The organism is Cupriavidus pampae (genome assembly GCF_914271485.1).
Classification (GTDB): domain Bacteria; phylum Pseudomonadota; class Gammaproteobacteria; order Burkholderiales; family Burkholderiaceae; genus Cupriavidus; species Cupriavidus pampae.
The window spans coordinates 31,303-57,949 of the sequence record NZ_CAJZAG010000021.1 but is presented as its reverse complement, the minus strand read 5'-3'; the positions used below and the strand labels follow the sequence as shown (position 1 = coordinate 57,949).

At 57.4% G+C, this 26,647-nt stretch carries 22 protein-coding genes and 1 pseudogene; 9 read left to right on the top strand and 14 right to left on the bottom strand.

The annotated features are described in order from the left end of the window. Window positions 1–175: 175 nt before the first annotated feature. The 4 genes from LDO41_RS33665 to LDO41_RS33650 form a co-directional block, all read right to left on the bottom strand. Window positions 176–679: a single-stranded DNA-binding protein gene (locus tag LDO41_RS33665; RefSeq protein WP_223995852.1), complete on the bottom strand. Its 504-nt coding sequence runs from the start codon at window positions 677–679 to the stop codon at window positions 176–178. 14 nt (window positions 680–693) lie between these two features. Next, on the bottom strand, window positions 694–1,473 hold the full coding sequence (locus tag LDO41_RS33660) for a hypothetical protein (RefSeq protein WP_223995851.1): 780 nt from the start codon (window positions 1,471–1,473) through the stop codon (window positions 694–696). A 6-nt stretch (window positions 1,474–1,479) separates the two neighbouring features. After that, window positions 1,480–1,911: a hypothetical protein gene (locus tag LDO41_RS33655; protein WP_223995850.1), complete on the bottom strand. Its 432-nt coding sequence runs from the start codon at window positions 1,909–1,911 to the stop codon at window positions 1,480–1,482. 98 nt (window positions 1,912–2,009) lie between these two features. Further along, the gene (locus tag LDO41_RS33650; protein WP_223995849.1) at window positions 2,010–2,315 is read right to left on the bottom strand and encodes a hypothetical protein; all 306 of its coding nucleotides are present in this window, start codon (window positions 2,313–2,315) and stop codon (window positions 2,010–2,012) included. Between the two features lie 274 nt (window positions 2,316–2,589). On the opposite strand from LDO41_RS33650, the pseudogene LDO41_RS33645 reads away from it, so the two are divergent. The 6 genes and pseudogenes from LDO41_RS33645 to LDO41_RS33620 all read left to right on the top strand — a co-directional run. Continuing rightward, window positions 2,590–2,895 (top strand): annotated as a pseudogene (locus LDO41_RS33645) (TraM recognition domain-containing protein); the annotation flags it as partial. A 6-nt stretch (window positions 2,896–2,901) separates the two neighbouring features. Then, window positions 2,902–3,411, top strand: a complete 510-nt coding sequence (locus LDO41_RS33640; RefSeq protein ID WP_223995848.1) for a hypothetical protein — start codon at window positions 2,902–2,904, stop codon at window positions 3,409–3,411. After that, a complete protein-coding gene (locus tag LDO41_RS33635; protein WP_223995856.1) occupies window positions 3,386–3,706 on the top strand; it encodes a hypothetical protein in 321 nt (106 codons plus the stop codon). The genes LDO41_RS33640 and LDO41_RS33635 overlap by 26 nt, the downstream gene beginning before the upstream one ends. Window positions 3,707–3,708: 2 nt before the next feature. Further along, entirely contained in the window at window positions 3,709–4,323 is a 615-nt protein-coding gene (locus tag LDO41_RS33630) for a DUF4400 domain-containing protein (protein WP_318036311.1), read from the top strand. Window positions 4,324–4,384: 61 nt separating this feature from the next. Then, window positions 4,385–5,233 carry an ATPase gene (locus LDO41_RS33625; RefSeq protein ID WP_223995847.1) on the top strand — a complete coding sequence of 283 codons (849 nt, stop codon included), beginning with the start codon at window positions 4,385–4,387 and terminating at the stop codon, window positions 5,231–5,233. Between the two features lie 207 nt (window positions 5,234–5,440). Further along, window positions 5,441–7,168 (top strand): ATP-dependent helicase, encoded by a 1,728-nt coding sequence (locus LDO41_RS33620; RefSeq protein ID WP_223995846.1) that lies wholly within the window; start codon window positions 5,441–5,443, stop codon window positions 7,166–7,168. Between the two features lie 289 nt (window positions 7,169–7,457). On the opposite strand, the gene LDO41_RS33615 is transcribed toward LDO41_RS33620, so the two are convergent. From LDO41_RS33615 to LDO41_RS33590, 6 genes are all read right to left on the bottom strand, one after another. After that, window positions 7,458–7,907: a helix-turn-helix domain-containing protein gene (locus LDO41_RS33615; protein ID WP_223995845.1), complete on the bottom strand. Its 450-nt coding sequence runs from the start codon at window positions 7,905–7,907 to the stop codon at window positions 7,458–7,460. 69 nt (window positions 7,908–7,976) lie between these two features. Continuing rightward, window positions 7,977–9,287: a replication initiation protein gene (locus LDO41_RS33610; RefSeq protein ID WP_223995844.1), complete on the bottom strand. Its 1,311-nt coding sequence runs from the start codon at window positions 9,285–9,287 to the stop codon at window positions 7,977–7,979. Between the two features lie 1,009 nt (window positions 9,288–10,296). Next, a complete protein-coding gene (locus LDO41_RS33605) occupies window positions 10,297–11,334 on the bottom strand; it encodes a ParB/RepB/Spo0J family partition protein (RefSeq protein WP_223995843.1) in 1,038 nt (345 codons plus the stop codon). Next, window positions 11,334–12,113, bottom strand: coding sequence for an AAA family ATPase (locus LDO41_RS33600; protein ID WP_223995842.1), 780 nt, complete (start codon window positions 12,111–12,113; stop codon window positions 11,334–11,336). Before LDO41_RS33600 ends, LDO41_RS33605 begins: the two co-directional genes overlap by 1 nt. A gap of 2,128 nt (window positions 12,114–14,241) precedes the next feature. Then, entirely contained in the window at window positions 14,242–14,436 is a 195-nt protein-coding gene (locus LDO41_RS34465; protein WP_377745451.1) for an H-NS family nucleoid-associated regulatory protein, read from the bottom strand. 1,109 nt (window positions 14,437–15,545) lie between these two features. Beyond that, entirely contained in the window at window positions 15,546–15,749 is a 204-nt protein-coding gene (locus LDO41_RS33590) for a cold-shock protein (RefSeq protein WP_223995840.1), read from the bottom strand. A gap of 499 nt (window positions 15,750–16,248) precedes the next feature. Here LDO41_RS33590 and LDO41_RS33585 point away from each other — a divergent pair, with 499 nt between their 5' ends. Continuing rightward, window positions 16,249–20,310 carry a CheR family methyltransferase gene (locus LDO41_RS33585; protein ID WP_223995854.1) on the top strand — a complete coding sequence of 1,354 codons (4,062 nt, stop codon included), beginning with the start codon at window positions 16,249–16,251 and terminating at the stop codon, window positions 20,308–20,310. Between the two features lie 1,214 nt (window positions 20,311–21,524). Here LDO41_RS33585 and LDO41_RS33580 read toward each other — a convergent pair. Beyond that, window positions 21,525–22,055: a CinA family protein gene (locus tag LDO41_RS33580; protein WP_223995839.1), complete on the bottom strand. Its 531-nt coding sequence runs from the start codon at window positions 22,053–22,055 to the stop codon at window positions 21,525–21,527. A gap of 635 nt (window positions 22,056–22,690) precedes the next feature. Here LDO41_RS33580 and LDO41_RS33575 point away from each other — a divergent pair. Beyond that, window positions 22,691–23,158 carry an antitoxin Xre/MbcA/ParS toxin-binding domain-containing protein gene (locus LDO41_RS33575; protein WP_223995838.1) on the top strand — a complete coding sequence of 156 codons (468 nt, stop codon included), beginning with the start codon at window positions 22,691–22,693 and terminating at the stop codon, window positions 23,156–23,158. Continuing rightward, complete coding sequence (locus LDO41_RS33570; RefSeq protein ID WP_223995837.1) at window positions 23,155–23,625, top strand: RES family NAD+ phosphorylase; 471 nt, start codon at window positions 23,155–23,157, stop codon at window positions 23,623–23,625. Before LDO41_RS33575 ends, LDO41_RS33570 begins: the two co-directional genes overlap by 4 nt. Window positions 23,626–23,757: 132 nt before the next feature. On the opposite strand, the gene LDO41_RS33565 is transcribed toward LDO41_RS33570, so the two are convergent. The 3 genes from LDO41_RS33565 to LDO41_RS33555 form a co-directional block, all read right to left on the bottom strand. Further along, entirely contained in the window at window positions 23,758–23,982 is a 225-nt protein-coding gene (locus LDO41_RS33565) for a DUF2188 domain-containing protein (protein ID WP_223995836.1), read from the bottom strand. A gap of 125 nt (window positions 23,983–24,107) precedes the next feature. Then, on the bottom strand, window positions 24,108–24,950 hold the full coding sequence (locus LDO41_RS33560; protein ID WP_223995835.1) for an SDR family NAD(P)-dependent oxidoreductase: 843 nt from the start codon (window positions 24,948–24,950) through the stop codon (window positions 24,108–24,110). 919 nt (window positions 24,951–25,869) lie between these two features. Continuing rightward, on the bottom strand, window positions 25,870–26,310 hold the full coding sequence (locus tag LDO41_RS33555) for a hypothetical protein (RefSeq protein WP_223995834.1): 441 nt from the start codon (window positions 26,308–26,310) through the stop codon (window positions 25,870–25,872). Window positions 26,311–26,647: the final 337 nt, after the last annotated feature.

Sequence of the window (26,647 nt, the reverse complement as noted above, 5' to 3'; positions counted from 1 at the left end):
TTGATGTCATGCGCAACGCCAATCCTGCCTTCCGGTTCGCTCGGTCACGTTGCCGAAATCACCGGTCACGATCCCGAAACGGCCGGTCACGTTCGGCCGAAATACGCAGTACTGATCAAAAAAAAAAACCCCGCTTTTGGCGGGGCTGATCTTGACAGTTTTTGATTACAAAACCTCAGAACGGGATATCGTCATCCATGTCTTCAAAGCCGTTCGACGGAGCCGCCTGACGACGTTGATCTCGAGTCTGACCGCCACCATCCTGGCGACGTCCACCATCGTATCGACCTCCGCCGGCGCCCTCGGACTCGCGACTCAAGTTGCCCCCCTCATCGCCGCCTTGCGGACGACCGCCAAGCATCTGCATCTGGTCGGCAACGATCTCGGTACTGTACTTCTCTTGCCCCGCTTGATCTTGCCACTTGCGCGTACGGATGCGGCCCTCGATGTAGATTGACGAGCCCTTCTTCAGATACTGTCCGACGATCTCGGCGAGCTTGCCGAAGAACGCAACGCGGTGCCATTCGGCGGCCTCCTTGAAATCGCCGCTCTGCTTGTCCTTGTAACGATCGGTCGTTGCAAGCCGAATGTTGGCCACAGCATCGCCGCTCGGAAGATAACGGACTTCAGGGTCGGCCCCGAGGTTGCCGACGAGAATGACTTTGTTGACAGACGCCATGTTGACGACTCCTTTCAATGAATGCGGTTGATCGACCAGACCCAGCGATCCCAGAGTTTCTGTTTGCCGGCTTGGTCTAGGATGGGACGCCCTGACTTCTGATCGAAGGCGGGCACTTTCTCTTTGTGAAGGCGTTTGATCCCGACACGTTCACCAAGTACACATCTGGCGTTGGCCAGAACGTCCTTGAGACCCTCGCCCTGCAGAATTTTCTCGCCGGTGCTGGTTTCCAGCTTCACGGCGAAAGAGGTGTAGGTCGGATTGCCGCCCTGCTTGCGATTGGGGAACTCCATCTCCCCCCACTCGAGCAGCTTGCCCACGGTGTAGTTGGACGAGGACGCTTCCGCGACGCGAGGCTTAGGCGGCGGCTCCGCGACGTTGCGCCCGGTCTCCGCACCTTCATGCGGCTTCCGGTCGGGCCTGGCGTCCTTGCGTTGGGCATTGGCCGATTCCTGTCTGGCATTGCGCACCACCTCTTCGGCCACGCTTTGAGGGGTCACGCCCGGCGTGTCGTACGTCCGGACCTTGCTCCAGCGTGGCACGACCTCGGGCAATAGCTTGTTGCCGAAGGTGGTGTGTTGGATCCGGCGATCGAACTCGGCCACGAAGTGCACCACGCGGGCCCCTTCGTCCCGAAACAGATTCGGGATGCCGTCGATCTGCATGTGAAACTCGTTATCTGCGCCGGTGCCCACAGGGATCGCGTCCACTTGTGAGTCAGGGTCGCATTGGGTTTCGGCACGCTCGCCAGCTAACGCGGCTGCGGCCTGCTTGATCAGGTTGAACAGTGACATAGGGTTTCAGAGAAGAGAGCCATAGCGCTGACGCTTGACGTCATCGAGGACGGCCATCAGGCGGGCGTTGCCGAGAATCACGTCCTGGAGCACCTCAGGGCTCACACCACTGATCTCGCAGACGTAGGTATAGGGAATGGCGCCGTCCCAGAATCCAAAGATCCAGCCGATCGTCATGGAGAGCTCCTTGAGATCGACGGACTCATTGCGGATGCGCTGTCGCAACAGCTTTGCGCAGTCCAACAGTGATTCGGGCATGTTGACGCCGTGGCGGCTGCCACAAGCCAGGTCAATTAGCGCGTCAGCGAGGCGCTCACGGAGCGATTCATCGACGACAGTGTCTTCGGCGGCATCAGATTCGATCGCCGGGGGAGGAGCAATGATGGCGGCCGCTTCTCCGAAGAAGTCCAGTTGCCATCCTGCGGTGGTTGTTTCCATGATGGTCTCCGGACGGACGCCCGAAGACCCACCTGTCGGCGGGTATCGAGTACCCGCGACAGGTGGAAGGGGCCGGCCAAAGGCTGGCCGGCAACAGATCAGGAACGGTTGTTCGTTCCCGTTCGACGAATCGGTGTTACAACCGCCGAGCGTTGGTACAGCTGCTCGGGTTGCTCTTCCGGTTGAGGCGCTTCGGACTTCAGCGTGGACGGATAGTCCGGCATCGAGACCTTCGGCGCCGCAGGCACGCTTCGGCTGCTGGAGATAGCTTTGTTGTACAGATACGAGACCCCGACAACCGTCACGAAAAGACCGACGGGAAACGACTGGGAGGCGAGATACAGCACCATGCAGAGCACGAGCAGTTGCAGGGGGCGCTTGACGAGATAAGCAAGGGATTCCACGGTTTCTCTCCAAAACATTGCAAGGGGATGGTCCTGGCGGATGCCAGGCGATGGTTCGATGCTCAACGAGCAAGGAAACCCGTGGACAGCGCGCGTGAACGCGCTTGCGTCATGCCGCGGCATGGCGCAAACACGCTGGCTATTGAAAGGGGGGGTGGGCGCAATCGAGCCGATCGTGTGGCCCAACTTTGCTGATCGATGCGTGCGAACGCGGTGTTGCGTAGATCGTAGCCGAACGATCCGCCTGCGGCGGACCCGAAAGCTCACCAAAAACATACGTGTGCTGGGCAATCTGAACAACCAGATCGTTTTACGCTTGGAAGATATCGACACCGCCCAGTGGTTTGCTGAAAAGGCCGGCAACACTGCGATTCAGAACATTGTCGTTTCGAGCAGCACGAGCACTGGGACGGAAGCTCACGTCGGGGAGTTCAGTGGTTCGGTCTCGCGCTCGACGCAACTTGAGAAAGCGCCGCTGATCCCGCCCGAGTTAATTATGCAACTGCCGAACCTGCAGTACTTCCTGCGCATCTCTGGCGGCTCGGTCTACCAGGGTCGTATCCCAATTATTCAAGGTTAATTGCCAATGCGTTCCCCTACTCTGTTCCGGCAGGTCGTCAAAGAGCACAGGATGTCGACCAAGCTCACGCCGATCATCACGCTCTCGCCCGATCTCGATGAAGTCTGCACGCGCGTTGTCGATTACATCGGCATCAACTTCCGAGTTCGGGATGAGCCGCTGGTAGCAGAGATGCTCAATGACGCCATTCAGGCGTGGAGGCTCGCCCGCAAACACGGCGACGCCAACGTTGCGTTCATGCGCGGGTTGTTCGGCCGCGCCCACGACCTGTACGTCAAACGCTACGCGGCGTTCAAAGGCGAGCGCTACAACGTCTGGTACCCCTACCTCGAGTCCATCCCGGCATTCGAGCAGCGCCAGCCGTCAGGTTATGTCTGTCAGGTGGTCGATGAACCCACGCCGGGCCACGTCTCCCAGCGCTGCGCCGCCTTCCAGCTCGCTGCACGCGTGCTCAACGGCTACAGCTTCACTCGCTACTTCGAGGCCTACGATGTCGCTGGCAACTTTGCACACTGAAGCGCGCCGGCGGCTAATCGCCGCGCAAGGCTACCCCGCAAGATTTGCTGCGCGCGCTGCGATCGGCGTCGCTGTGCATGCGCTGAAGGCCGAACGGACACAGGCCGCGGCGATGCACGCCTGGTATACCGATGCCAGCCACCGTGATTTGTCGCCACCGCCAAACTTCGTTGCAGAGGGTTGTGCTCCGGCTTTTGCTCTCATCGGCATCGCGGCACACAGGCCTCTGTTCCTTGTTGGCGCTCTGGCAGCGCTCGCGGCACTGCCACTTCTCATCCTCAGCAAGTTCATCTGATCATGGCCAGTCGATTTGCCTCTCACGTCCGCCTGTGGCTGTTCTTCGCGCCACTCATGATCTGTGTGACCGTCCCCTTCCTGCCGGACAAGAGTGACTTCGAAATCAGTGAATCCGAGCAGACCTCAGTTACGCGCGTCCTTGGGAACGCGCGCGCTGACCACGCGATCGCGCTCGCTAACGAGCGGTTTGTGCGCTGGTTCGTCACAACCGGTGCCGTCAAAGCTTCGTTCTCCGGCTCGGACGCCGACACCATACTGTCCGACGGTGGCACCGCGAAGCTTGGGCGCAACTGGATGCGCAACTTCTGGCTCACGATCTACCGCGGTGTCTACCGCGCGTCAGTCGCGCAGTACTGGGCGTTCGGCGGCTTTGTGCTGCTGTGCGCGCTGCTCAACGATGGCGCGGTGTCGCGCAGGATCCGCGCGGCGTCGGCCGGCTTCGCGAACCCTGTGACATTCCACGTCGCAGCCCACGGACTCCTCGTGTGCTTCGGCTTTGGTGCATCGGCCCTGCTGCTTCCACTGCCGTTTGCGGCCTACTGGTGGACCGTCGGTGTTGCCGTCGTCGGCATGCTGAGCTGGCGACTGGCTTCTGCTTTCCATGTTGGGCGCTAACCCGCCTTAACCAATCACGACCATATCGGCCAGACATTGGCCTACTTTCGGAGATACCACCATGACCCCGACTGCTGAGATCGGCGCTCACGCCGAAGACCTGGCTGAGGCTCTCCTGCCCGAAGGCGACGCCACTGCTGCTATCGATGGCGGCGGCGCTTCGGTTACGGCCCCCGAGGATGTTGAGACTGAACTGACGCAGATGGCCGCTTCGGCCGACGCCCTGCGCGAGGAAGGGATCATCACCTCCGCGGATGCCGAGCAGAAGAAGGCGGAAGTCGAGCGCACGCGCAAGCGCTTCCGCGAACTCTCGCCGGAGGACCGCCAGGCGATCGTGCGCCGTCGGCGCGAACTCGGCATGCAGATTCTCACCCGTCAGCTCTCTGGTGCGGCAGTCGTGGTGGTTGGCCTGAAGATCAACCATACCCGTCTGCGCCCACTGTTCGAACAGTGGTGGCCGTACATGAACCGCATGTCGCTGAATCTTCAGCGCTTCGGTCAGCCCACGTTCTCGCGCACCGAACTGGCTACGGTCGAGACGTATCTCGAATCCGAGATGGCGAAGCTCGAGGAGTATGTCGATGAGCAGCTCCGCGTGGCAACGGCCTACCGCGAGCAGCGCGAGAAAGACATGCTGGATAAGGGCGACTTTATCTTCCGTCCCGAGATTGTCCGCCCAGCAATCCAGCTCGAAGTGCAAGCGTATTCCCGCTTCGCTGTCCGCGCTCTGCAGGTACTTATCAAGTTCGACAAGACGATGGACGAGTTCGACTTCATGGTGTGGAACGGCATTCGCGACCAGACCGACGTGAACGAGGAGGTGACGCGCTTCCTGCGCAAGTTCCAGCCACTGGGCCTGCGCAGCTTCACCACGCATCTGAAGTTGATGGAGACGGTACGAGCCGTCTAGAAGCTCGGCTGCCACGAAGTGGCACCTTCGGCCTGTTGATCCCCAAATGGTCACCAATCTGACAGAAGGTGCCACGTTCTCCCCGGCAAGCTAGCTCCATCGTCTGTCAGTTGCTTCATCGCTCTTCCCGTTTGAGGCACATGGTCAACGATTCTTCCCGCGGGTGTTACGTATCTCATTGCGCGATTTGCGATTTCTAGAACCGCTATGTCTCTCGACGTTGTGCTCGCACGATTGAACCCTTCTCAACGCGAGGTCGTCGACCATGTCGGCCACTGTGTGGCAGTCGCCGTACCCGGGGCTGGTAAGACGGCAACAATTGCTGCAAAGGCTGCTGTATTGCTCGCGCGGCCGTACGTGACGGTTGGCGCCGTGACATTCAGCAAAGATGCAGCCGTCGAGTTACGTGACAGGATCTTGGCGCTGACCGGACCGGAGGCAAAGAAGCGACTTCTCGCTGGCACCTTCCATTCGCTCGCCTATAAGCAACTCGCATCCAAGACTGGAAAGCGCCCGGATATTGCATCCGATGGAGAGCGTGCCGCGATCCTTATTCAGTTGCTACAGGAGACCGGCATTGACTGGAAGTTGGAAGATGCCATCGCCGCGATCGAACGCCTTAAAACGGGCCTGGACGCGCCCGCCCTTGATACGGTTGAGGGGCAGTTGTTTGCTGCCTATCAAGAGGCGTTGCTGAGAAATGGCCGCGTGGATTTTCAGGACTTGATGCGGTATGCAGTTGAGGGAATGCAGAATGGCTCCATCCAGCCCTACAAAGTGGATGTCTTGCTAGTTGATGAGTATCAGGACGTAGATTCGCATCAGGCGCTCTGGACCGCCCTACATGCTCGGGCTGGCACCGCAGTTTCAGTCGTGTGCGACGACGATCAGTCAATCTATGGCTTCCGCTCTGCTTTAGGTCTGCGAGGGATCGAGGCCTTCTCAAATGAGTTCAATGCCCGTCAGATCGTGCTCGATACGAACTACCGCTCGCATGACGAAATCCTGTCCATCGCCGACAAGGTCATCCGCCACAACCGTGAGAGAGTGGTGAAGGATCTCGTTTCTCACCGTGGTCCGGGAGGCAGCGTCGCGTTCTCGCGCCACGATGACGAGTACAAGGAAGCGGTCTCGGCAATGGAAGCGATGTCGGCCGCGGTACGCGCAGGAGGCACTGCGGCGATCCTAGCCCGTACGAATCGGATCCTCGACCCGGTTGAGGCAGTCTGCCGATCGCATGGGGTGAAATACCACCGCGCTGCTGGCCGCTCAATCCTGGATCGTCCAGAGTCGGCATTGATGGGCAACTTGCTCGAGCTGATCGAGCAGTCGAAGTCAGGCGGGCTGGATGCCCTACTGGGATATTCCGGCATTGGCGCTGCTGACCTTCAACTACTGCACAGAAACTTCTCGTCGGCAAAGGACGCGGAGCGTATCAAGAAAAAAGACCTCGTCGCAGCGGGGCTTGGTGAAGAAGCCGCAGACAAGTATCTTGAACTGACGAAGAAGCTCGCGGAGTGGCGATCTCTTTTCGTGCGGCAGTTCTACGCGCTCATCCTTGACGGAGTTATGGAGTGGATGACCACGCGGGCGAGATCAGATCAAGCGAAGCGCTCTATCACCACCACGTACGACGTCCTATCGAGATTGAACGGACTGTTCTCCGATCGCGTTGCGTTTCTGCGCCAAAGGAACAACGAGCCGGCCGATGACGCCGTCGTTCTCACAACGTTCCACTCCAGTAAAGGGCTGGAATGGGACCATACCGCTCTCATTCGATTGGAGGAGACCGTCATCCCAGACGATGACAGTCCCGAAGCTGAGGAACGCAGGCTCTTCTACGTCGGTCTCACGCGTGCTCGCCGCTCCATGCTCCTGTCTACCGCGAAGAAGCACCCGACCTCGCGCTTCATTGTGGAGTCGGGCATGGCTTGACTTCCTCTCCGGCCTAAACCCCGGGAATTCCTTTTGCGCATGCTTGCTAGCGGGTGGGTATCAGTCCGCTTGCGTCATCGCATCGGCGTTGAGCTTCTTCAGAACACTCAAGTCTGAATGCTTCACCCTTGGCAGGTCGGCAGTGTTGCTCAGCTGTTGGATGCGTTGCGCCGCGACATCAAGACTGTGCGATACAGAAGTCACCCCCTGGTGCCTAGCGTTACCGATCGTCCAACTTTAGGGGGTCAGTTCACCAAGGCGACTTGCATTTGGCGTCGGTGCCTGCCGGTCAGACTGCTTCGGCAACTTCGGCAAAGAAAACTGCGGGGCTTACGTGGAAGCGCTTGGAGAGTAGCGCGATCTGTCTGGCGTTCAGTTCGCGCTTTCCACTCAGAATCTCCGATACTACGCCTTGGCTTCCAATGATATCCGCAAGATCACCTTGGCGAAGCTCGCTCTGGTTCATTAGTTCACGCAGTACCGCGGCTGGAGTGGCGCCCGGCAGGTCATGGTTGGCGTCTTCGTAATCACCGATAAGACCACCGATGATATCGACGAGTGGCGCGAGGGCGTGGTTTTCATCAGCTCCGCCAGCATCCAGCAGACCGTTAAGCACGCTGACGGCGATATCGTATTGACGCTCGTTAGCGATGGCATGCAGCGGCACCTTCGTCATGAGCGCCGAGAGATGCCAGGTCATTTCACGGACATCGCTCGCATCGAAGTTCAAGGTTTCCATTTGTCGTACTCCTTGTGCGTCATGACATGCGCCCCAATTCGGAGTGGCCCTAGCCCACTTACCAGCGCACTAGATGCCTGTCTTCCCAGTCAGGATGAAATTAAGCACATCATCGGAGGACGGCTGCCCCCAAGTCTGATCGGCAAGCCACCGGTAGAAACTCGTCTGGGCCAGCTTAGTGGGCCGCTTGGCCGCGTTCAAACGAAGATCGGCTGCGGCGCATTGACCGTTGTAGCTCTCAATGAGTTGTGCCTGCTCCTCCGCGGACAACTCCAGGAAGTACTCTTGCGCTTGCGGCAGTCGCGCAGCCACGAGCTTCTCCATCGCCTCCGCTGGAGACTTTGCTTGCGGGGGTTGCGCCTGGGGCTTTTCTTCTTTTGCGTCTTCCTGCTTCGGCATCCCCTTGCCCCATGCTTCGGCCAGTGCTTTACGAAAATACGCAGGCACGTTGTCGATCGGGGGAGCGTTCTTCTTGGTCTGACGAGCTTTCAGGTACGCGAGCGCCTCTCGCACGGGCTCCACGCCATGTGTCTTCGCCAGCTTGCGCGCCTCGCTTGATGGCATCCCGAGCTTGACCATTGCCTGGATCAACTCTCCCAGCCCATCATCCTCGGGTGCGCCGGATTCCTTGCGGGTAATCTTGAACTGGAGTTCCGAGACAGAGCGACCGATCTTATGTTCGATCAGTTCGATGTTGTGGTCGGACACCTCGCAAATCTCTGCAATGCAGGGGTTCAGGACCGCGCGCTTGAAGATCTTGTATTCCTTGTACTTCGTCTCGCCTTCCTCGCGACCGAGAATCAGATTTCGAAATACGTTAAGCGGAATCCTCGCGGTCATACCCACGCGTTCGTACCGCACCGTGTTCTCCCAAAGCGCTAACGAGTGCGCGCGTCGGAATAACCGGGCGATCCGCATGTCAATCATGGCGTACCGCTCAGGGTTCAGCAGTTCTTCACGGATCTGAGGCGCAAAGGAATACGAGAGTTGCGAGCCTGTGATCTTCGCCCCAGCGAGGAGCGTCGAGCCGGTCCAGGTGGCCGTACCATCGCTGTTGAGCTGATCCCAATCGACGACGGTGCGCATCAAGGACTTGGCTGTCTCCTTGATGTATCCCGTGTCCTTGGTAGTGAGCGCCAGATTGGACATCATCTCGGGGATCGAGATGTGGAACGTGTCAGCTGAACCATTTTGCCCAATCCGCAGCTCGATGGCGTTCTTGATCAGCGCATTGAACAGGCGACGCTGTTGCAGCGTCAGCGCCCCGTTCACAGGGGAGACGTGAATGGCTTGAACCGCCTTCTTGAACGGCTCCGGCACCTCTGGCTGCTGAAACAGCGCGATCTGGCCCGCCTTCTGACTCGGCTTTCCCTTTGCCATCCCAATGCGTCCGCAAGTCGTTAATGGTGAAATCTTAGCCCCTAAGTGTTCACCTATCAAGTGCGGAGAAAGAATCGACGCGGCGGGCAAGCAACAGTGGAAAAGGCTTTGATTCCGGAGACTTACCAAGACCCGCTCGTGGGCGTGACCTACCTCAAATCCGTTCACCTGGGAGTCTCGAAAGCTACCCAAATCTGTACACCTTTCTCCGGGACGAACTGGTAGGGGCTTCTTCTCGCTGCAAAAGGTGAAGGTTTTTGGTGAGCTTTCCGGCCTGAATACTCGGCGCGTCCGCTTTACCCCAACAATGTTCACCCTTGCCTCCCCAAACCTGTTCACCTGAGGCTTGCGAGATGGCTAAGTTAGGATCCACTCCGCGGAATGCCCCAAAAGACTTCACCTTGCGAGAGACCCCAAAAGATTTCACCTTCAGCGGATCCGAAAATGTAAGTGAGTAGTCGCTGTTGTTAGGCCGCCCTCTAAATGGAGAGGAGTCGCTTATAGGAGCATGAGGGTGAAGGGCATTGGGTATTCAAACGCCATCACGGGCACCCCAAAAATGTTCACCTCTAGGATCCCCAAAGTCGTTCACCTGCATTCGAGAATCTCTCAGCCACGGATGAGGAAGCCCCAAATAGCTTCACCTAGGAGATCCCCAAATCATTTCACCCAAGGTCTGCCAAGGGCATTTCTCAAATCTTTTCACCTAGTCCCCAAATCCCCACCCCTTTCCCCCCAATGGCGTGCACCTCATCCCCAAATCCACAACCCCTTCTCCCCATTGCAGTGCACCTAAGACCCAACAGTGTTCACCTATAGCGCTAAAACACCATTGATATCAGTCACTTACAGAGCCTAAATGTTTACCTAAAGGGTTTACAGTGTTTACTAAATCACTTAAACGCAGATGTGCTTTTCAGGACATGATCAACCCGCCCTTCTTGACTGCATACGACGAAAAACGCCGCTTGAAGCGGCGTCTTCGCAACAATTTCGTTGGCGGTTAGGGTCATTCCGTTGGGGAAGAGAATCTTGCTTTCAGTTCTTCGATCAGCTCTTGGCGCTTCGAAGGATCTTTCAGGGTGATCTCAAAGGTGACCTTGCCGGAATCCCAATCCTTCAGCAAGCCAACGTGGGCGCCGTCGGGACCCAGCAACTTATGCTGCCGCGAGGTTTCCTTGGTCTTTCGCGCGGGCTTGTTCTCATAGCGGGCCCGCAGTAGCTCTACGTCCTTGGCAACGGCCGCTTCGTCTCGCACCTTCACGGCCATCTCTGAGGCGACGCTGCTGCCGGCAGCGCCCTCGAGAAGCCTCAGTTGGTACAAGGTGGTCAACGCAAACGACTCGGGGCGCTCCCTGACCAGATCCAGAACGCCACTGCTCAACTTCAGGACGGAAAGCGTCTTGTTGACGTTAGGCAGCGACATACCCGTGACTTCGGCGATTGCTGATTCACTGGGATAGATCCCATCCTTGATCAAGGCATCCCAGGCGATCGCATTGTCCAGCGGCGTCTGTTGCTCGCGCTCTGCGTTCTCTTTGTACGAGAGCTGATAGAGTTGCTGGTCCGTGAGACCAGGATGAATGAGCAGCTTGATCTTTGTCTTACCAGCAACCTTTAGCGCCCGCAGCCGATAGTGGCCGCCAGCAAGAACTCGGCGACCATTTCTGACCGTCGCGATGCCGGGGACAAGCTGACCGTCAGCCCGAATGCTCGCGGCTAGTTCATGCACTCGCTCAGGACGATACAGACGCCTGGCATTGAACGGATTCTCGTCCACAAGCGAGATATCCGTTTCCTCGTAGAAAGGCTCCCCCGCGACTTCATCGTTCGTTGCTCGTGCCGCCGTGCGTTCGATTGGCCGTTGCGAATCGCTGATGTCTGATCCTGGCAATCGGGCCGCAGGACCGTCCTCAGGAGCCTTTGCCGCGAAGCCATTAGGCTGGCGCTCTACGAGTGCCTGTGCACGCGCAAATCGATCCGCAGGAGGCGCCACGGATAGCGCTCGATTTGCTTGCTGCCGCATAAGGTCAAGCTTCTTCGTCATCAGACCACCTCCACATTCTGCTTAGTCGCTTTTGTCTTGCCTGATTTCTTACCGACGGGCAATCCAAGTTTTTCCAGCACGACATCCGCGAGTGCTTCAACTTCCTTCACGGCTGCACCGGCTCCAGCAACGGCATGAACGCTCAGACCGAACATCTGCGATTCGCCGTATGCGTTGCGCTGTTGCAAGCCGGTATCGAGAAGCGGGATCTCCTGGTCGTCCTGCAGAATCTCAGTGCATGCCTTGAAGACGTTGCCGCGACGGGACATGGATGGAATGCAGTAGGTCTGCAACGACGCGTTCTCCTGCTTAGCGCGGCGCGCCAGCTCCTTTGCTTCTCTACTCGCCCAAACGTTATCCATCAGCGGGATAACCGGGATAAGGCCGATATCGGAAACGTTAAGCGCTGCCCAAGGAATGGAGGACTCGATGGCGGGTGGGCAATCGATGAAGATGAAGTCGTAGTTCGCCGCATGCTTCTCGATCTCGCCAAGCATCTTTTCTCGAAGCGGAGCAAGGCTGATAACCGTGGCTGGGAAGGGCTTATCGGCGCCGGCCTGCCCTGCCCAAATGGTGCTGGTGCCTTGCTTGTCCATATCAACCAACAGCGTGCGATGGCCACGAAGCGCGAACGCCGCAGCTAGCTGCATGCACGTCATTGTTTTTCCACAACCGCCCTTCTGATTGAACACCGTAACGATGCGTGCAGCCATGTAATTCTCCAAAATTTTATTAAAAATACCATAAAATGAATGGATATTGTTACGTTGAATGTTCATTGATAGAACATCGACGGGATTGATGCAGAATTTTTCGCATCTCGTTGTTGTGCTGCCACACGCGATATGTGGGTCGCAATTAGGGACTTGCAGCCCCCATAGATTCCTCTGGTCTCGATGATGTACATCGGCAGGGGTGTAGTTCGGAACCAACCGACTTTCACGCGTGAAAGTTGCCAGCCGGGTTTCGGTATCGCGGGGATCTGCATTGAACTAGATGCGCCGCAGACGGTGACTTTCACATGTGAAAGTCTGATGCCCTCTTTCGCTAAGACGTGTCGCTAGCGAGATGGCTCGAAGCGATGCCAACTTTCACGTGTGAAAGTGGAGGCTGTCGGGCATAGAGGGGGTATGTCGGCGATCTATTAGTTGCAGCCGCTGCGCCTAACGACGACCGGTCGCGACACGCTGCGCCTCGGAGCGCTATCGCAGGGCGGACCACTTTCACACGTGAAAGTGAGGATGGTCATTCACCAAGCTCAGGGCACCTGGCGCATTGGATGGGCGTCTCTGACGGACGCGTTGCTCATGTGCGGGTACCCTCGCGAGTCCTACTGTTCTGTTAAAGCGGAAGCGGTCGTTAATTGATGCCTAGCTTACTGAGAGCCTTAGCAGAGGCTATTGCCGGCAAAATGCTTTCTATCGCCGGCGTTTATAGCGACTCCCTTGCCGCAGCTGAGCCAATGACTGGGGCACTTTCACATGTGAAAGTGCCCATGGCCAAAGAGCTTATCTTTGAATCTTTGTCTCCTCGCGCCGTGGGTACGTACCATTTTCACGTGTGAACCATGATGCCTGTTCAAGATCGTTGCCGGCACCTGAATTGCGCTAGCTGAATGCTCCCCTGTTTCCCCTCACATCCTCAGCGTGTGCGCGTAGGCGACATGAAAGTAGAGCTCTTGTCAGGGAAAGGCTGTGCGGGACTACTTTCACATGTGAAAGTGCGCGGTGAGGTGCCGCGGAGCGATCGAACCCTGCGGGGTGCGGATGCCCGGTGTGCCGATAAATTGGTGATAGCGCCGGGCAAAGCTAACGGAGCAACTTGGCAACGCGACGAGGCAGACTTTCACACGTGAAAGTGATGGAGGCGCGGATCAGCGCAACGCGGAAGCGTTGAACTCATTCTCCCCAAAAATGACGTTCACCACGAACTAGATCTGGTTTTACATCTGACGCACGCGGAATCCGGATGCTCCAGATCCAATCGATGCTCGGCTCTGAACATACCGCCCCCCCGGTCACTAACCTATCGTCGCCCAATCCCGAAACACAAGAACACGTTATAGAAAATATCAGTCATTTAATTTTTGACTGGCGAGTCTAGCGATCAGTGGGGCCGTTTCTCAGATGCCTGATGCGTACCGTTCATCTCAAACTAAGTGCGATCTAAACCGGAGGCTGGAGCTTTCGCTAACGCCGCGACGGCGTGAGGAATTGTGAGAAGTGCCGCCCTTGGGCGAGGGACGGACATGCTGACCTCGGTCATGCGCGAGGTGTAACCGCGCCGAAGTGAGTGGCCTGATACCCGCGCCTTTGAACACGTCATCCTGTGTTGTGGCGGGACGGACGTGATGATTCAAGTGAAGGGCGTCGGCCACGAGATATGTAGAGAGCGTGCCAGTCTCTAGCCGACCTCGCTGTGCGAGGGACTTCGATCTTCAACAATGAAAGCTCCTGAGGGAAGCTCGGACAGCCGAGGGTGAAGAGGATTGGGTGCCGATTCTCACCGGACCCGGCGGGTAGATCGTAGGGCCAACGATTCTTGTCGGCGCCGGGATTTCCGTTTTAGGAAGCGCAATGCATGCCTTAAGAAGCGGGAGTTAAGTGCCTGATAATAAACAGAAAATAGTTCAATGTGCGCCGAGACAGGCGAATTTGCGCTGACAAAAGTAATGTAAATTATTTTTGGTGCCTAGCGGCGCTTGAGGCAAAAGTCAGCAGGGGAGGGAGAGCAAAGGCAGGAGAGCGCGGCGTTTTTCCATGGAGCAGGAACAACGTGATGGTGGAAGTGATTCGGGGCGACGACGAGGCGCGACCCTAGAGCTCTGTGCAACCAGAGCACAGCTGCTCTCGCCGCGTCCTGCGCTCCCATGGCAGCGAACTTGGGCGCGGCGACGACTAAGACTATTTAAGCAGCAATGCGAAAGCGTTCGCGATTCTTTCCGATCCATGCAGGAGCACGTCCGCGGCCAGACCATGTCTTTCCAGTCTTCGGGTCCTGAAAGAGGGCGACCGATTCTTTCTGCTTCGTGTTCTTGCTCCCTGGCTTCCTTCCTCGCCGTTTCACGAGGATATCTTCCGTCGTCAATTGGAACTGAGTCATCAACTCTTGGATACGTGCAATGGCGGCACCTACCTCTTGGGCCCGGGCCTCTGCAATCTGTTGGTCCAGCTGCGTACGTTGCTCGAGTAGCTGCTTATAAGTAGGCATAGTTCTATTGGTCCATGATGGATTCTTATGTTGCTTCGGCCGAAACCCTTTTGCAAGCAAACGGCATCGGAATTTGGCGATATTCGGCTGGCATCTATTGCCCAACGCCGTTCATTCGGCACCGTCCGCCCACGCGCCGAAAGCATTTCCGGCTAAAGGCATGCGTTAAAAACTGACTCGCCACGCCGTCTAGGTCTAGCGTGCTCACATTCGGTCATGACCTAACTCAGTGAAGACGATCGAGGTCGGAACTCAAAGAACAGGGTATGCCAGTCAGTTCGGTCCAAACGTAACAGGGCTTGCCAAGCAGCGCCGCATAGCGGCGAGGAAGCTGCGATTGTCTTTCCGGAACCCGAGATCAGCCTGCACGCTATTGCGATAAAAGGGATCTGCAGATTTGAAAGGCGACGAATTGAGAAGGATCCCGCCGAAAGGGCACGGCATTCTACCGAATCGTAGGTCAGCATCTTTCCAGGTGCAATTCTTACAGGTGCTCGGAAGTGACCGACGTTGGTACCGATAAGCTTGAGGAATTGAGACCTCGCGCTCGAGGCCCAATGCGGGGCGCGTATGCCCTGAGGGTCCTCACAGGAACGCAGTCGGAGTTCGAAGCCCTATTCAAAATCTTTGCTCATTTGCGAGGCGCCACAGTGTGGCTGGCTTAGAACTGCCCGCGGTGGTCTGGCGCGTTACGGTTTTCCAACGCACGCACGCCTGAATGCTAAGCGATGCGAAACGCGCCGACCCGTGCTGGCGCAGACCAGTGTATCGAGAACGAGAAATGGCAATGATCTCCACAACCGTCCGACGCCGAGATTTTGTGGCGACGATCCTGTTCAGCTGCAAACAAGTCCGGCATTGGATGTAGCCGGGGATCAATCGTATGGCAACGATTGCACTGAATGCCAGGTAGGTCATGCAGGGGCGTGGATCGTCATTGTGTAGGCCCACAAAGAAAAAAGCTCCGCATCGCGGAGCTTTTTTCTTCTAAGCAATGAGTATTAGATTGCTTCGATCTTCGTAGCTGCGGGGCCCTTCTGTCCCACGCCAGCAACATAACGGACCTTTTGGCCCTCTTGCAGCGACTTGAAACCACTTCCTTGGACCTCGGAGAAGTGAGCGAACAGATCATTTCCGCCGCCATCCGGCGTAATGAAACCGAAGCCCTTCGAATCGTTGAACCACTTTACAGTACCGGTTTCCATTGTGAAATCCTTAAAAAGTTCTCCGCCGGCGAACACGCCAGCAAGGCACGACGATCAAGGAGAGCAACAAGGAAAGTGACGTTAGGCGTCAGGTACATCGAGGCTGTGACTTGAGATCCTGCTTGGTTGTTTATACAGGTCGGTCCCCCTATCGTCAAGCGCAGCAAGAAAGCAAACGTGCTGGCGAAACGGCCGTCGACGGAGTTGATTGGAGGTAGCTCGGCCCCAGTCCGCAGACCTAGACTGGCTTGGGCGTCCGACTTATCACAGGTGTGACACCCGGCCTCGACGCGGGCGGTCAAGCTCACGTTCGACGTCATTTGCGTCCCGAGTGTCCCAGGCGCTTCGGGTGATTCCTGCTCATACTTTCTCAAGTCTGCAGAATTTACCGCCTGCTAGCGGACGCCAGCCGGCAATCGACGCGAAAGGGTGGGGCGCTCGGCGTATCATGGCGCTGAAGTCCGCCCACCCGCCCACCCGCCCACCTAATACTCGAGCCATGGTCCGAACTCCCGCAGCGCCTATAACGAGCCACCTCAACTTTCCGGTGGTTGGGATAGGCGCATCGGCTGGCGGTATTGAGGTACTGAAGGCGTTCTTTGAAGCATTGCCGGCGGGCTCCGGCGCCGCTTACGTGATCGTACTGCACCTCGCGCCCGATCACGCCAGCGTGCTTCCCGATCTGTTGCGTCACGTGACCGAGATGCCCGTAGTTCAGGTCAACGATACCAACCCTGTCGAAGCCAACCACGTTTATGTGATATCGCCATCTATGGTTTTGACCATGGTGGACGGGTATCTGCGCGTCCAGCCCGCACAATCGCACGACGATAGGCGCGCGGCGATTGACCTCTTCTTCCGCTCCTTGGCCGAAGCGCATCACGAGCGCGCAATTTCCATTGTGATGTCTGGCGCGGGCTCCGACGGGTCCGTCGGTCTGACACGCGTCAAGGAGCTCGGTGGCATCACCATCGCACAGCAACCAGATGAAGCAGAGTTCCCCAGCATGCCGCGAGCAGCCATCAACACGGGCATGGTCGATCTGGTGTTGTCTGCGCCAGAAATGCCTCAGCGATTAATGGATCTTTGGATCAACGCAAGTCGTATTCAGCTCCCCGATACATCTGAACCAGACGAGAGCCATGGAGGGGTCGCGGAGAGAACGGAGCGAGTGTTGCGCGATATCCTGATGATTCTTCGCACTCGCACTTCGCACGACTTCCGTCCATACAAGCGAGCGACTCTCCTGCGACGGATCGAACGCCGTCTCCAGGTGAACGGATTGACGGATCTGCGTGAGTATCGGGACTATCTGCACGAGCATCCGGAGGAAACCCCTCAGCTCCTGCAGGACATGCTAATCAGCGTGACGAACTTTTTCCGTGATCGTGACGCCTTCGAGACGCTGCAGGCAGTGGTAATTCCGCAATTGCTGCAGAATCGGCTGGTCGATGCACCAATCCGAGTCTGGTCGGCGGGATGCGCGACGGGCGAGGAAGCCTATTCCATCGCCATGGTGCTTCAGGAAGCCGCAGAGCGAGCTGGAGACAACGTGCAATTCCAGGTTTTTGCCACGGATATCGATGAACGCGCGGTCGCAACCGCACGGTTGGGTCTGTACCCTGACTCCATTCTCGCAGACGTGGATAACGTTCGAGCCCGTCGGTTTCTGACGCAAGATGCCACACACTATCGCATCCAGACCGAGCTGCGCGAACACATCCTGTTCGCGATCCACAATGTCCTGAGCGACCCACCTTTCTCCCGGCTTGACATGGTGTGTTGTCGCAACCTGCTGATCTATCTGGATCGAGATGCGCAGATTGATATCTTGCGCACGTTTCATTTCGCGCTGCGCCCAGGAGGGTTTCTTTTCCTTGGCGGCTCGGAAACCGCAGATGCTGTCGGAGATCTGTTCACCATGGTCGACAAGAAGGCGCGAATTTATCGTGCCAACATCGCCATGGGGATAGACTCCGCCACGCCGGTTTCGCACCTTGGCCAGTCCAAGACGCACATGCATATGACCGTGCAGCAGCCTGCAGACAAGCGTAAGTTCTCGTTTGGCGATCTGCATCAGCGACTCGTGGAGCAATACGCCCCGCCGAGTGTCCTGTTAAATCGTGACTCCAACATTGTTCATCTTTCGGATCGGGCAGGACGCTTTCTTCAGTATGCGGGAGGCGTCCCATCGCACAACATTATTGCCGCGGTCAGGCCCGAATTGCGGTTGGAGCTACGGACTGCCATTTTTCAGGCCCTTCAGACTAATAACAGTGTGGAGGTTCGCCGTGTGGAACTTACGCGGGACGGGCGCCAGTACTTCGTCAACATGATCGCCCGGCCTGTGCACGATGCCGACTCCGACACCGATTTCGTGCTGGTGTTGTTTGATGAAGTCGAAGACAGGACGAGCGCCGGCAGCGGTATTTCCGAGGCGGTGTCGCGGGATCCCATCGTGAATCAGCTCGAGCGGGAGTTGCAACGCACGAAGGAGCAACTGCAGGCGACCATCGAGCAGTCCGAGACATCCACGGAGGAGTCGAAGGCATCGAACGAGGAATTGCAAGCCATCAACGAGGAACTGCGATCGGCAAGCGAAGAGTTGGAAACGAGCAAGGAAGAGCTTCAGTCTATCAATGAGGAATTGACCACAGTCAATGCAGAACTGAAGTCCACGGTTGAGGAGACTAGCAAGATCAACGATGATCTGCAAAACCTGATCGCCGCAAACGACATTGGTACGATCTTCGTTGACCGGAACATCCGTATCAAGAGGTACACGCCTCGGGCGACGGAGGTGTTCAACATCATCCCTTCGGATATTGGCCGCTCATTGCTCGATATCACGCACCGGCTAGAGTACGACAAGCTCGCTGCGGATGCCGCCGATGCGTTTGACTCGCTCAGGTTGATTGAGCGAGAGCTACGCAGTATCGATGGCCGATGGTACCTTGCGCGTTTCCTGCCTTACCGCACGACCGAGGACAGGATCGACGGCGCGGTTCTGTCGTTTATCGAGATTACCTCGCGTCGGGCGGCGGAAGAGCAGGTGCGCGAGGGCAAGCGCCGAATGAACATCGTGGCCGAGAGCACACGGGACTACGCGATCATTACGCTCGACGATGAAGGTCGCGTGACGAGCTGGAACCGGGGCGCCGAGCGAATCTTTGGATATGCCGAGAGCGAGATGCTGGGTAATCTGGCGGACATCCTCTTTACACCGGAGGATCGGGAGCGCGGTGTACCCGAAGAGGAGATCGCCCAAGCGCGCAAGTATGGGCGCGTGGAGGAGGATCGTTGGCAGCTCCGCAAGGACGGCAAGCGTTTTCGTTCGAGTGGTGTCCTATCCCGCCTGGATACAAGTGGCGTGATTGGCTTTGCAAAGATCGCGCGCGACCTCGACGAAGTGCTACCGGCGAGCGCACCGCGAGCGGATGGGGGCAAATGGCAGCATGAGCAATTCCGTCGGGATGAGTTTCTGGCCAATGTCTCGCATGAGCTCAAGCATCCTCTCAATCTGATCAGTGTCAGCAATGAGTTAATCGCGCGTTTGCCCGAGAGCCGGGAGAATCCCACCATCGAGCGCGCTACTAATACGATTCGCCGATCAATCGCGGGTCAGGCGCAACTCATTGACGATTTGCTGGACATGTCGCGCATTCGTACCGGTAAGTTGTCGGTTGTACGCGAGAAGCTTGACCTTCGGACTGTCGTACGACGCGCATGTGATGCCGTGTTGCCCGATGCGCGCGCTCGGGGGCTGGCGCTAGCCTGCGAGCTTGCCGATGAACCGATGTGGGCGCATGCGGATCTGACACGTACGGAACAGGTCGTCTGGAACCTGCTGAGCAATGCGGTCAAGTTCACGGAAGAGGGCGGCTGCATCGGCGTCGCGCTCTCGCGGAATGGCGCGCAGATTCGCTTGGTTGTCCGCAATTCAGGTACGGGCATTGACGCGCAGACGTTGCCTTATATTTTTGACTTGTTCCGTCAGGGTTTCTCACCGGGTCGTCGCGGCGGACTTGGCGTTGGGCTGTCGCTAGTGAAGGAACTCGTTACGTTGCAAGGGGGGACCGTACGCGCGGAGTCGGCGGGGCTAGATCAGGGCGCGACTTTCACCGTGGAATTGCCGTGCGCTCCTACCCACGAAATTGTTGACGATGCTTTCGCAGTACCCGCCTCGACCCTGCAGGGTATGCAGGTGCTGATAGTGGATGATGATGCGCCAACCGTCGAAACCTTCAAGCTGCTTCTCGAGTCGGAAGGCGCGACGGTTGGAATTGCAGCGAGTGGCGAGAGTGCGCTGGCGCAGGTGGAAAGCGCGCGGCCACATCTACTGTTATTCGATCTGGACATGTCTGGCATGGATGGTTACGAATTGCTTCGTGCCATTCGCGGCCGGCCCGAATTTGCCGATATCCATGCAATCGCCCTGAGTGGCTTCAGACGTCAGGATGACATTGACGCTGATGTGCGCGCCGGCTTCGATGCGCACCTTTCCAAACCGATTACTTTGAATGCGCTGCTGGCTGTTGTCGCCCGTCTGCAGCGGCAGTAGTCTCAATGCAGTGACGACGCTGACGACGCAGGGCGGATACCGTGACGACCAGCGCGGGTAAGAGCGATTCGTTTGTGGTTATCTGCAATCCGTCTGACCGCGCCTGCCGTAGGGAGGCGATCTGCTGACGAATGAGATTCCTGCCTTCGGCGATGTAAAGATCCAGCCGCTCTCGTTTCATTTCTTCGACGAGGTGTTGCGTCGGTGCTTGGGTCACGGCCTGGCGTCCTTGAGTGAAAGAGGATTCACGGAGGCGGTTGGTGGCCGACGCTCGCTTATCCACACCTTCGCCCACGCGAGCCCTTGTGCAACGGCACGTTCGCGCGTATGAAATACGCCGAGCGAATCGGATGTCGCGAGCGTGTCCCCATCCTGCTCAACTGCCCCTGTCGCCTGGAAGACGCCGTCCGCAATGGGGCGGGCGAAGCCTCGTGCTTGATGACCGAAGTAACATTGTGTCGTCATGATGGCGGTTCCTCCGGTTAGGCCATTCCATTCCAAACTGCGATCGTGAAATTCGCGACCGCAGTTGCATGGTAGGGAGTAGAAGGGGCCGCGGGTGCTAAGGCTGCCAGTCGGCAAAGCATGGATTCTGGACAGCGGGCGCGGCAGAGCGGGATACGCGCCGGTCGGAGTGACCCGAGAGAGTCATGACGCTGTTCAGAAGGTCACGGCTTAGGAGCCGAGAGTTTCAGCCAAGTTGCTGTGTCGACACTCCCCGTGTCGGGGCAGAGGGCGCTTATTGCAAGAAGTCGCTCGATTCTCCACCACGCCACTATCTCAACCGCAATTGGAGTGTGGGGAAGGAAGACGCCCGGTTAGCACAGACCGCACGACGCGCAAGGTAGATCCTTCACGGAGCTGCTGCAGCAGTTGTTTTTGTTTATATCGACATCGTTGAGTATGGCAACTATCGAAAACCGTGCGTTGGGGCGGAGCGTGACGTTATCGGTGGCCCGAGTCTAGTGCTGTGCAAGTATGCCCACAATAAGTATGCCCACGCCGGACGCCCAGGCAGGTCAGTCGTAACGCTCGAGCAACGGCTAGTAGCAGACCGTTACCTTTATTTGTCACCCGACCGTCGCTTGGCAATGAGCGAAAACGGCCGGGTAGCCGAGCAAACAATGTCTGAGTGACAAAGCGCGGCGCGTGGGGTGCGACATCTATATTTATATACTGAAAGAAAGTTCGCGCGCTACAAAACAATCGCGCACTCACCAGGCGCGGGACACAGGGATCACAACAGCAGTTCCTTCACCTCTTTGGAATCGCTCGTAAAGGGACGGCACACGAGTCAGGGCAAATTCGGCTGCCGCGTTCCGTACGATGTTTCGTTCACCAATGAACCGTCGCGTCTCCGTAAAGCCTGCACACCGATCCCTGCGGCGCCATATCCAAGCAAAGCATTGCGTTCCGCTCTTCGTTTCATCGTCTGCTCCGCCATCGGCCACCCCAGTATTGGCGATCGCGAGGTCCACATCGCAGAGGCGCATGATCCCGACAGCCATGGCGAAGGAGACAGCTTCGCTAGTCAAGCCTTCCTTTTCAATGAGGCTACGTGGTACGTGCAGCAGCGAGGTCTTGATGGCGGGCGCATACGCCACGATCGCGCACTTCAAAACGTCACCGGTGCCAGGAATTTCGGCCACTCGAGAAGCAATCAGGCCAGCCGTACATGATTCGGCTGTTGCGAGTATCACTCGATGACGAATGAGGAACTGTGCAACGTCACTAATGGAACTCATGTCGAAGCCTCTTCGAAGTATTCCGATGCCGGTAGTTCTTACCGAATCGAGCTGCTGAGCGGGCGACGCTTTATCAGGCCGGCTTTTGCTCTTTTGCGGATTTACTTAGGCTTCCGCTTGCCGTCTTTTTTCGCCTCCGATTGATGCTGAATGCGAGGGTCTTGGTCCTTGAAGCCGCCGTAGCTGCTCTGGCCCGGGTCCGCACTTCGACTTTGGACCTGTTCGCGGTCTGTGCGCACTCCCGGGTTGAGTTTTTCGGACGCTTGCGAGGGGCGTCCCGTTGATTGCTTTGCCATCCGGTTCTCCTTTAGCGAGCGGCGCATGGCGTCGCTACCAAACCTAGGAGCAAGCGGTGTGCCCATTGGATGAGCGTAGAGAGTTCTAAAAAATGAATGCTAACTTTCACATGTGAAAGTTGGCGACAAATCTCACGTGTGGAGGACGCCGGGCATGAAGGGGATATGTGTATTTGGCGAGTCGTGGGCCTTGGGACACTTCTACGTCGTGGGCACGTCAGGCTTGCAAGGATTCTGGGAGACTCTTTCGCCCCTCGCATGCGATCACTCGTCTTCTCAAATGGGAATATGTTGACAACCATTCGAGAGGGTCTAAAATGAGAGTAATCAGTTGACCAAATGAGAGAACTCAACATGGCCTCGGCAATCGCAGCTAGCACGGGTGGTCTCGGAGCCCAGCCGGATGACTTCGATCTGTTTCTGCGCCGGATGGGTGCGCTGGAGCAACGAAAGGCTATCCGCGAGGGGATGGATGCGACCATCGTAGAACGCGTGGCCAAGGAGTTGCTTCGCATTCCGGTTCAGACCCTTCTGAACGGGATCGGGCTTCCCAGCTCGACCGTGCTTCGCAAGATTTCGAAGCACGAGCGTCTATCCGGAACGGAGTCTGACCGGGTCGCGCGCGTTCTATATGTTCTCGAGCTCGCCACGGACGTTCTGGAGGATGCAAAGCTCGCTGCCCAATGGATGCAGAAGCCCCTCTTCGAATTGGACGGAATGAAGCCCCTGGAAGTGCTGGACTCCCAGCCCGGATACGATCGAGTAAAGGACATTCTGATGCGCGCGGCGTTCGGCATCCCCGTATGAAGGTTTATCGCCTCGCAAAGGAAAAGCCAGGGCGTTACAAGGCAGATGATTTAAGCGGGAATGGGGCCGCTCTAGCAGGCGGTCGCTGGAATCCCCGCGGCATGCGGGTCGTCTATACATGCTGCAATCCCTCTACGACCGTGCTCGAGACCCTTGTCCACTTAGGCGGCCTCATGCCGGCAGCGCAGCATTTCTTAGTGACCATTGAGATCTCGGATAGGTGTTTCGCGGATTCTCTCGTTCCGCAAGTGCCGGTCGATTGGGATGCGCCCGGACGCGATCCACAATCCACCATGGATATTGGCAAGAATTGGATCGAGGAGGGCACGCATCTAGCGTTGAAAGTCCCATCGGTTGTCTGCCCCGCTGACTTCAACCTGCTGCTGAATCCATTGCACCCAGATATGGCTAGCGTCCAGGTGGTTGAGATAGCACCGTTCACGTTCGACTCAAGGCTCTTCGGCTGAATGCAAGCGGATCGGATGTCCCGTCGATCCGGACTATTCAGCATGGGCAGAATGGCTCGTTAGTGGCCCTTTGGAATAGGTCACACAATCCTCTGCGGGGTTGTAACGATTGCCGCGCAGACATTTTTCCGCTTAGCCTTTGATGTTGCGTGGGTCGTGGCCGAAAGAGTTTCTCTTGCGAATTTGTCCATCCCGGCCATGAATTAGTAACTCAACCTTATCTTCTTTGGCGCGTTCGGTACCAGCTTCGATCGCTTCTTCTTGACTAGCGAAAACAGTTCGCTTACCACCGCCGACCGCTTCGACCGCCCAACCTTGGTCGCCGGCGGGAACCACATGGATGTCCTTGTTGGCCATGATCGTCTCCAATGTGTCGATAGTCGGAGCTTCGATCAAACTTAGGGCCACCGCTATCGGTCTCGGTCCTACGCTCGTTGACGCAAATCCTCGAAGCATAAATACGGGGCCATCGTTCTTCTCCGCTAAAAACCGGAGCTTTCCGCTTGTGGCTCTGCCGTTCGAAGATGTAGTTCTCGCAAAGTGTCGCCCGGTGTGATGTTAGCAATGGCCGCACGCAGCTTGCCCTGCCAACCTGTGTCCACCTCACTGTCGCCCCGCATCATGGCACCGAAGCCCATCCGAGCTACTTCAGCGAGGTAGTCTTTGCCGCTCTTGGCGACGCGGCGATGGTAGGTATCGTCGGGTTCGAGGAGCTCACTCTCTGAGCCGTTCAGTATGAGACATGTTACTGATACACCGAAGTCGCACACCTCGTGACGTAGCGCTAATGAGAACATGTCAAGAAAGGCCTTCGACGCGTTGTAGACGGCCTGGTGCCTCCCCGGTGTCGAGCTGGCCATCGACGCGGTGATCAAGATTCGCCCCGCGCCTTGCGCCCGCATGATCCGCCCGACATGGTGAAGCAGATAGAGGGTCCCGGTAATATTGGCTTCAACCACGTGTGTGATGAGGTGGAACGGCTGGTCGAGAAATGCACGATCCAAGCCGCGGCCAACATTTGCACAGAGCACCGAAACAGGTCGCCCGCGCAAAGCGGCCACCAGCTTGTCTACGCCACTTCGCCTTGAAAGGTCAGCCTGCAACACTTCCACGCTTGTGCCTTCTCTCGAAAGCGATGTTGCTACTGTGTTGATCCTGGCATCGTTAGCCACGATCATCAGATCCATTCCCGCCCTCGTGCAACGTTCCGCCAAGTGGTAGCCGATACCCGACGAAGCGCTTGTCACCACGGCAAGAGGGTGGGTTTCCGAAGCCTCTGGGAAGGCTTGGCTTGAGCAGAAGCATGATGAATGGGTAGCATCCATTGCGATCTCCTGTAGCAAGACAACCGCAGTGGACTGCAAACTCTGTTCCCGACGAGGTTGGGGACGAGGTAACGAGAGGTTTTGAGCTTCGTTTGCCCGGAATACTTGCTCGTAGCCCGCGCCCGCTGGCTCGCGTTCACCGATGTCGACCGCCGAGTGGCCCCCTTTGGTTAATTGCCCAAATTCCACGAAGGCGCCGACGCCGGCTGCGGGCTCCTCACGGTCGACGATTTGGGCCCCCCATCTTCCGTAGCTACGCACTTGACGGTCATCACCAACGCAGACGCGATCATCGGCACATCCACAGCGCGAACTTCGGCCTTACCGCCGACGCATACATCCGCGCAGGGGGTTTTCACCCTACACGGCAGCACGGCTACAGGTTGTCGCCGTTTCCATTGCTTGGAGTGATGAGCCCAACGTCGAGTGCTCGTGCGACCGCGCGTTGCCGCGGCGGCTTAGTGTATTACTGTCCCGGCTGAGTGAAGAAGCCGCGCCGATCGTCGGCGATTTATCAGATCAGCCGAACGCTTCATCGAGGGGAGCGATTCGCTGTGTGTACCGGTTGCGCTGTGGCCGATAGCACGCATTTCGCACGGGCAACGATTCCCCCGAAGATTTACAGCCGCCACCGGGTCTGAGGGTAATGAGTGTGCAAACCTTACGCCGATCATGTAAATGAGCTACTCCCGCATGTACTAGTACCCCGCTGATGACTGTCGTTGCCACCCGCCACGCGATGCCATCCTGTGCCCGGATTCTGACAACTCGGCCTGGAATGCGAAAACATCCGCATGCGACGCGCAGCGCCCAGGCGTGTCTCTCGTTAGAGGAAGGTCCGTGGAGCTTAGCTTCTTCATAATGGAGCAGCCTCCGAGACGGCCAACGAAGCTGTCGGCGCCGCGAGCAGTAGGGGCCGCTATACAAAGTCATCTTTTGATGGACGGACGGAAACCACGATCGCTCTCGCGGTTGAAATCTGGCCGGTGTCCAGATGTACAACGCCAGTGGCAAGCAGTTTATGGATGCGCCACATCGCGATGACTTCGACTTCTGTCGCCGCTTCAGCCGCGACGAGCTCGCAGTAAACGGGTGATTGATTCAGGGCGGAACGTACGATCCGGAGCTGAGAACCCTGCTTTAGAAGTCGGACAAGGCGCTGTTGCTGGCCGGACAATGACATACAAAGAGAAATCGACGAGCGACGATAGAAGGGGCGCCAGTGCTGTGCCCGCACGTTCTTCTCGAGCTCCAGGCTGGCGTTGTTGTTGCCGCGACCCCGCAGCCTAGGCGAGGCATGAGTCATCCGATCCACGAAGCGGCTGAAAACGTTCGAGTGCCATTCTGGCGAGGCGAGCAAGCTCTAGGCTTCGGATGAGTCGGCGCCGTCAGTTTTATGCCTCACACCACTTTCCCGGTACGTAGTGTTAAGACGCGTTCCCAGCGGGGCATTGCTGTCGGTGTCTGCGTGCGTGCCCGCCTACTGCGACTCAGCGCCGCCACTGACGCGCTACGCCTTCTCGAAAGACCCCATTCTTTGCACCAAACGGTATACAAAATTGCTTCGGGTTTGGTGCAATCGGATTGCGTATGGTGAAGTGCAGTCGGCGGAGACGCCTTGGAATCCTTGTTGCGGTGCATCTCGACGTGGTTCTTCAGCTCTCCTTGTTATTTGGAAAACTGTGGATATAGTATAC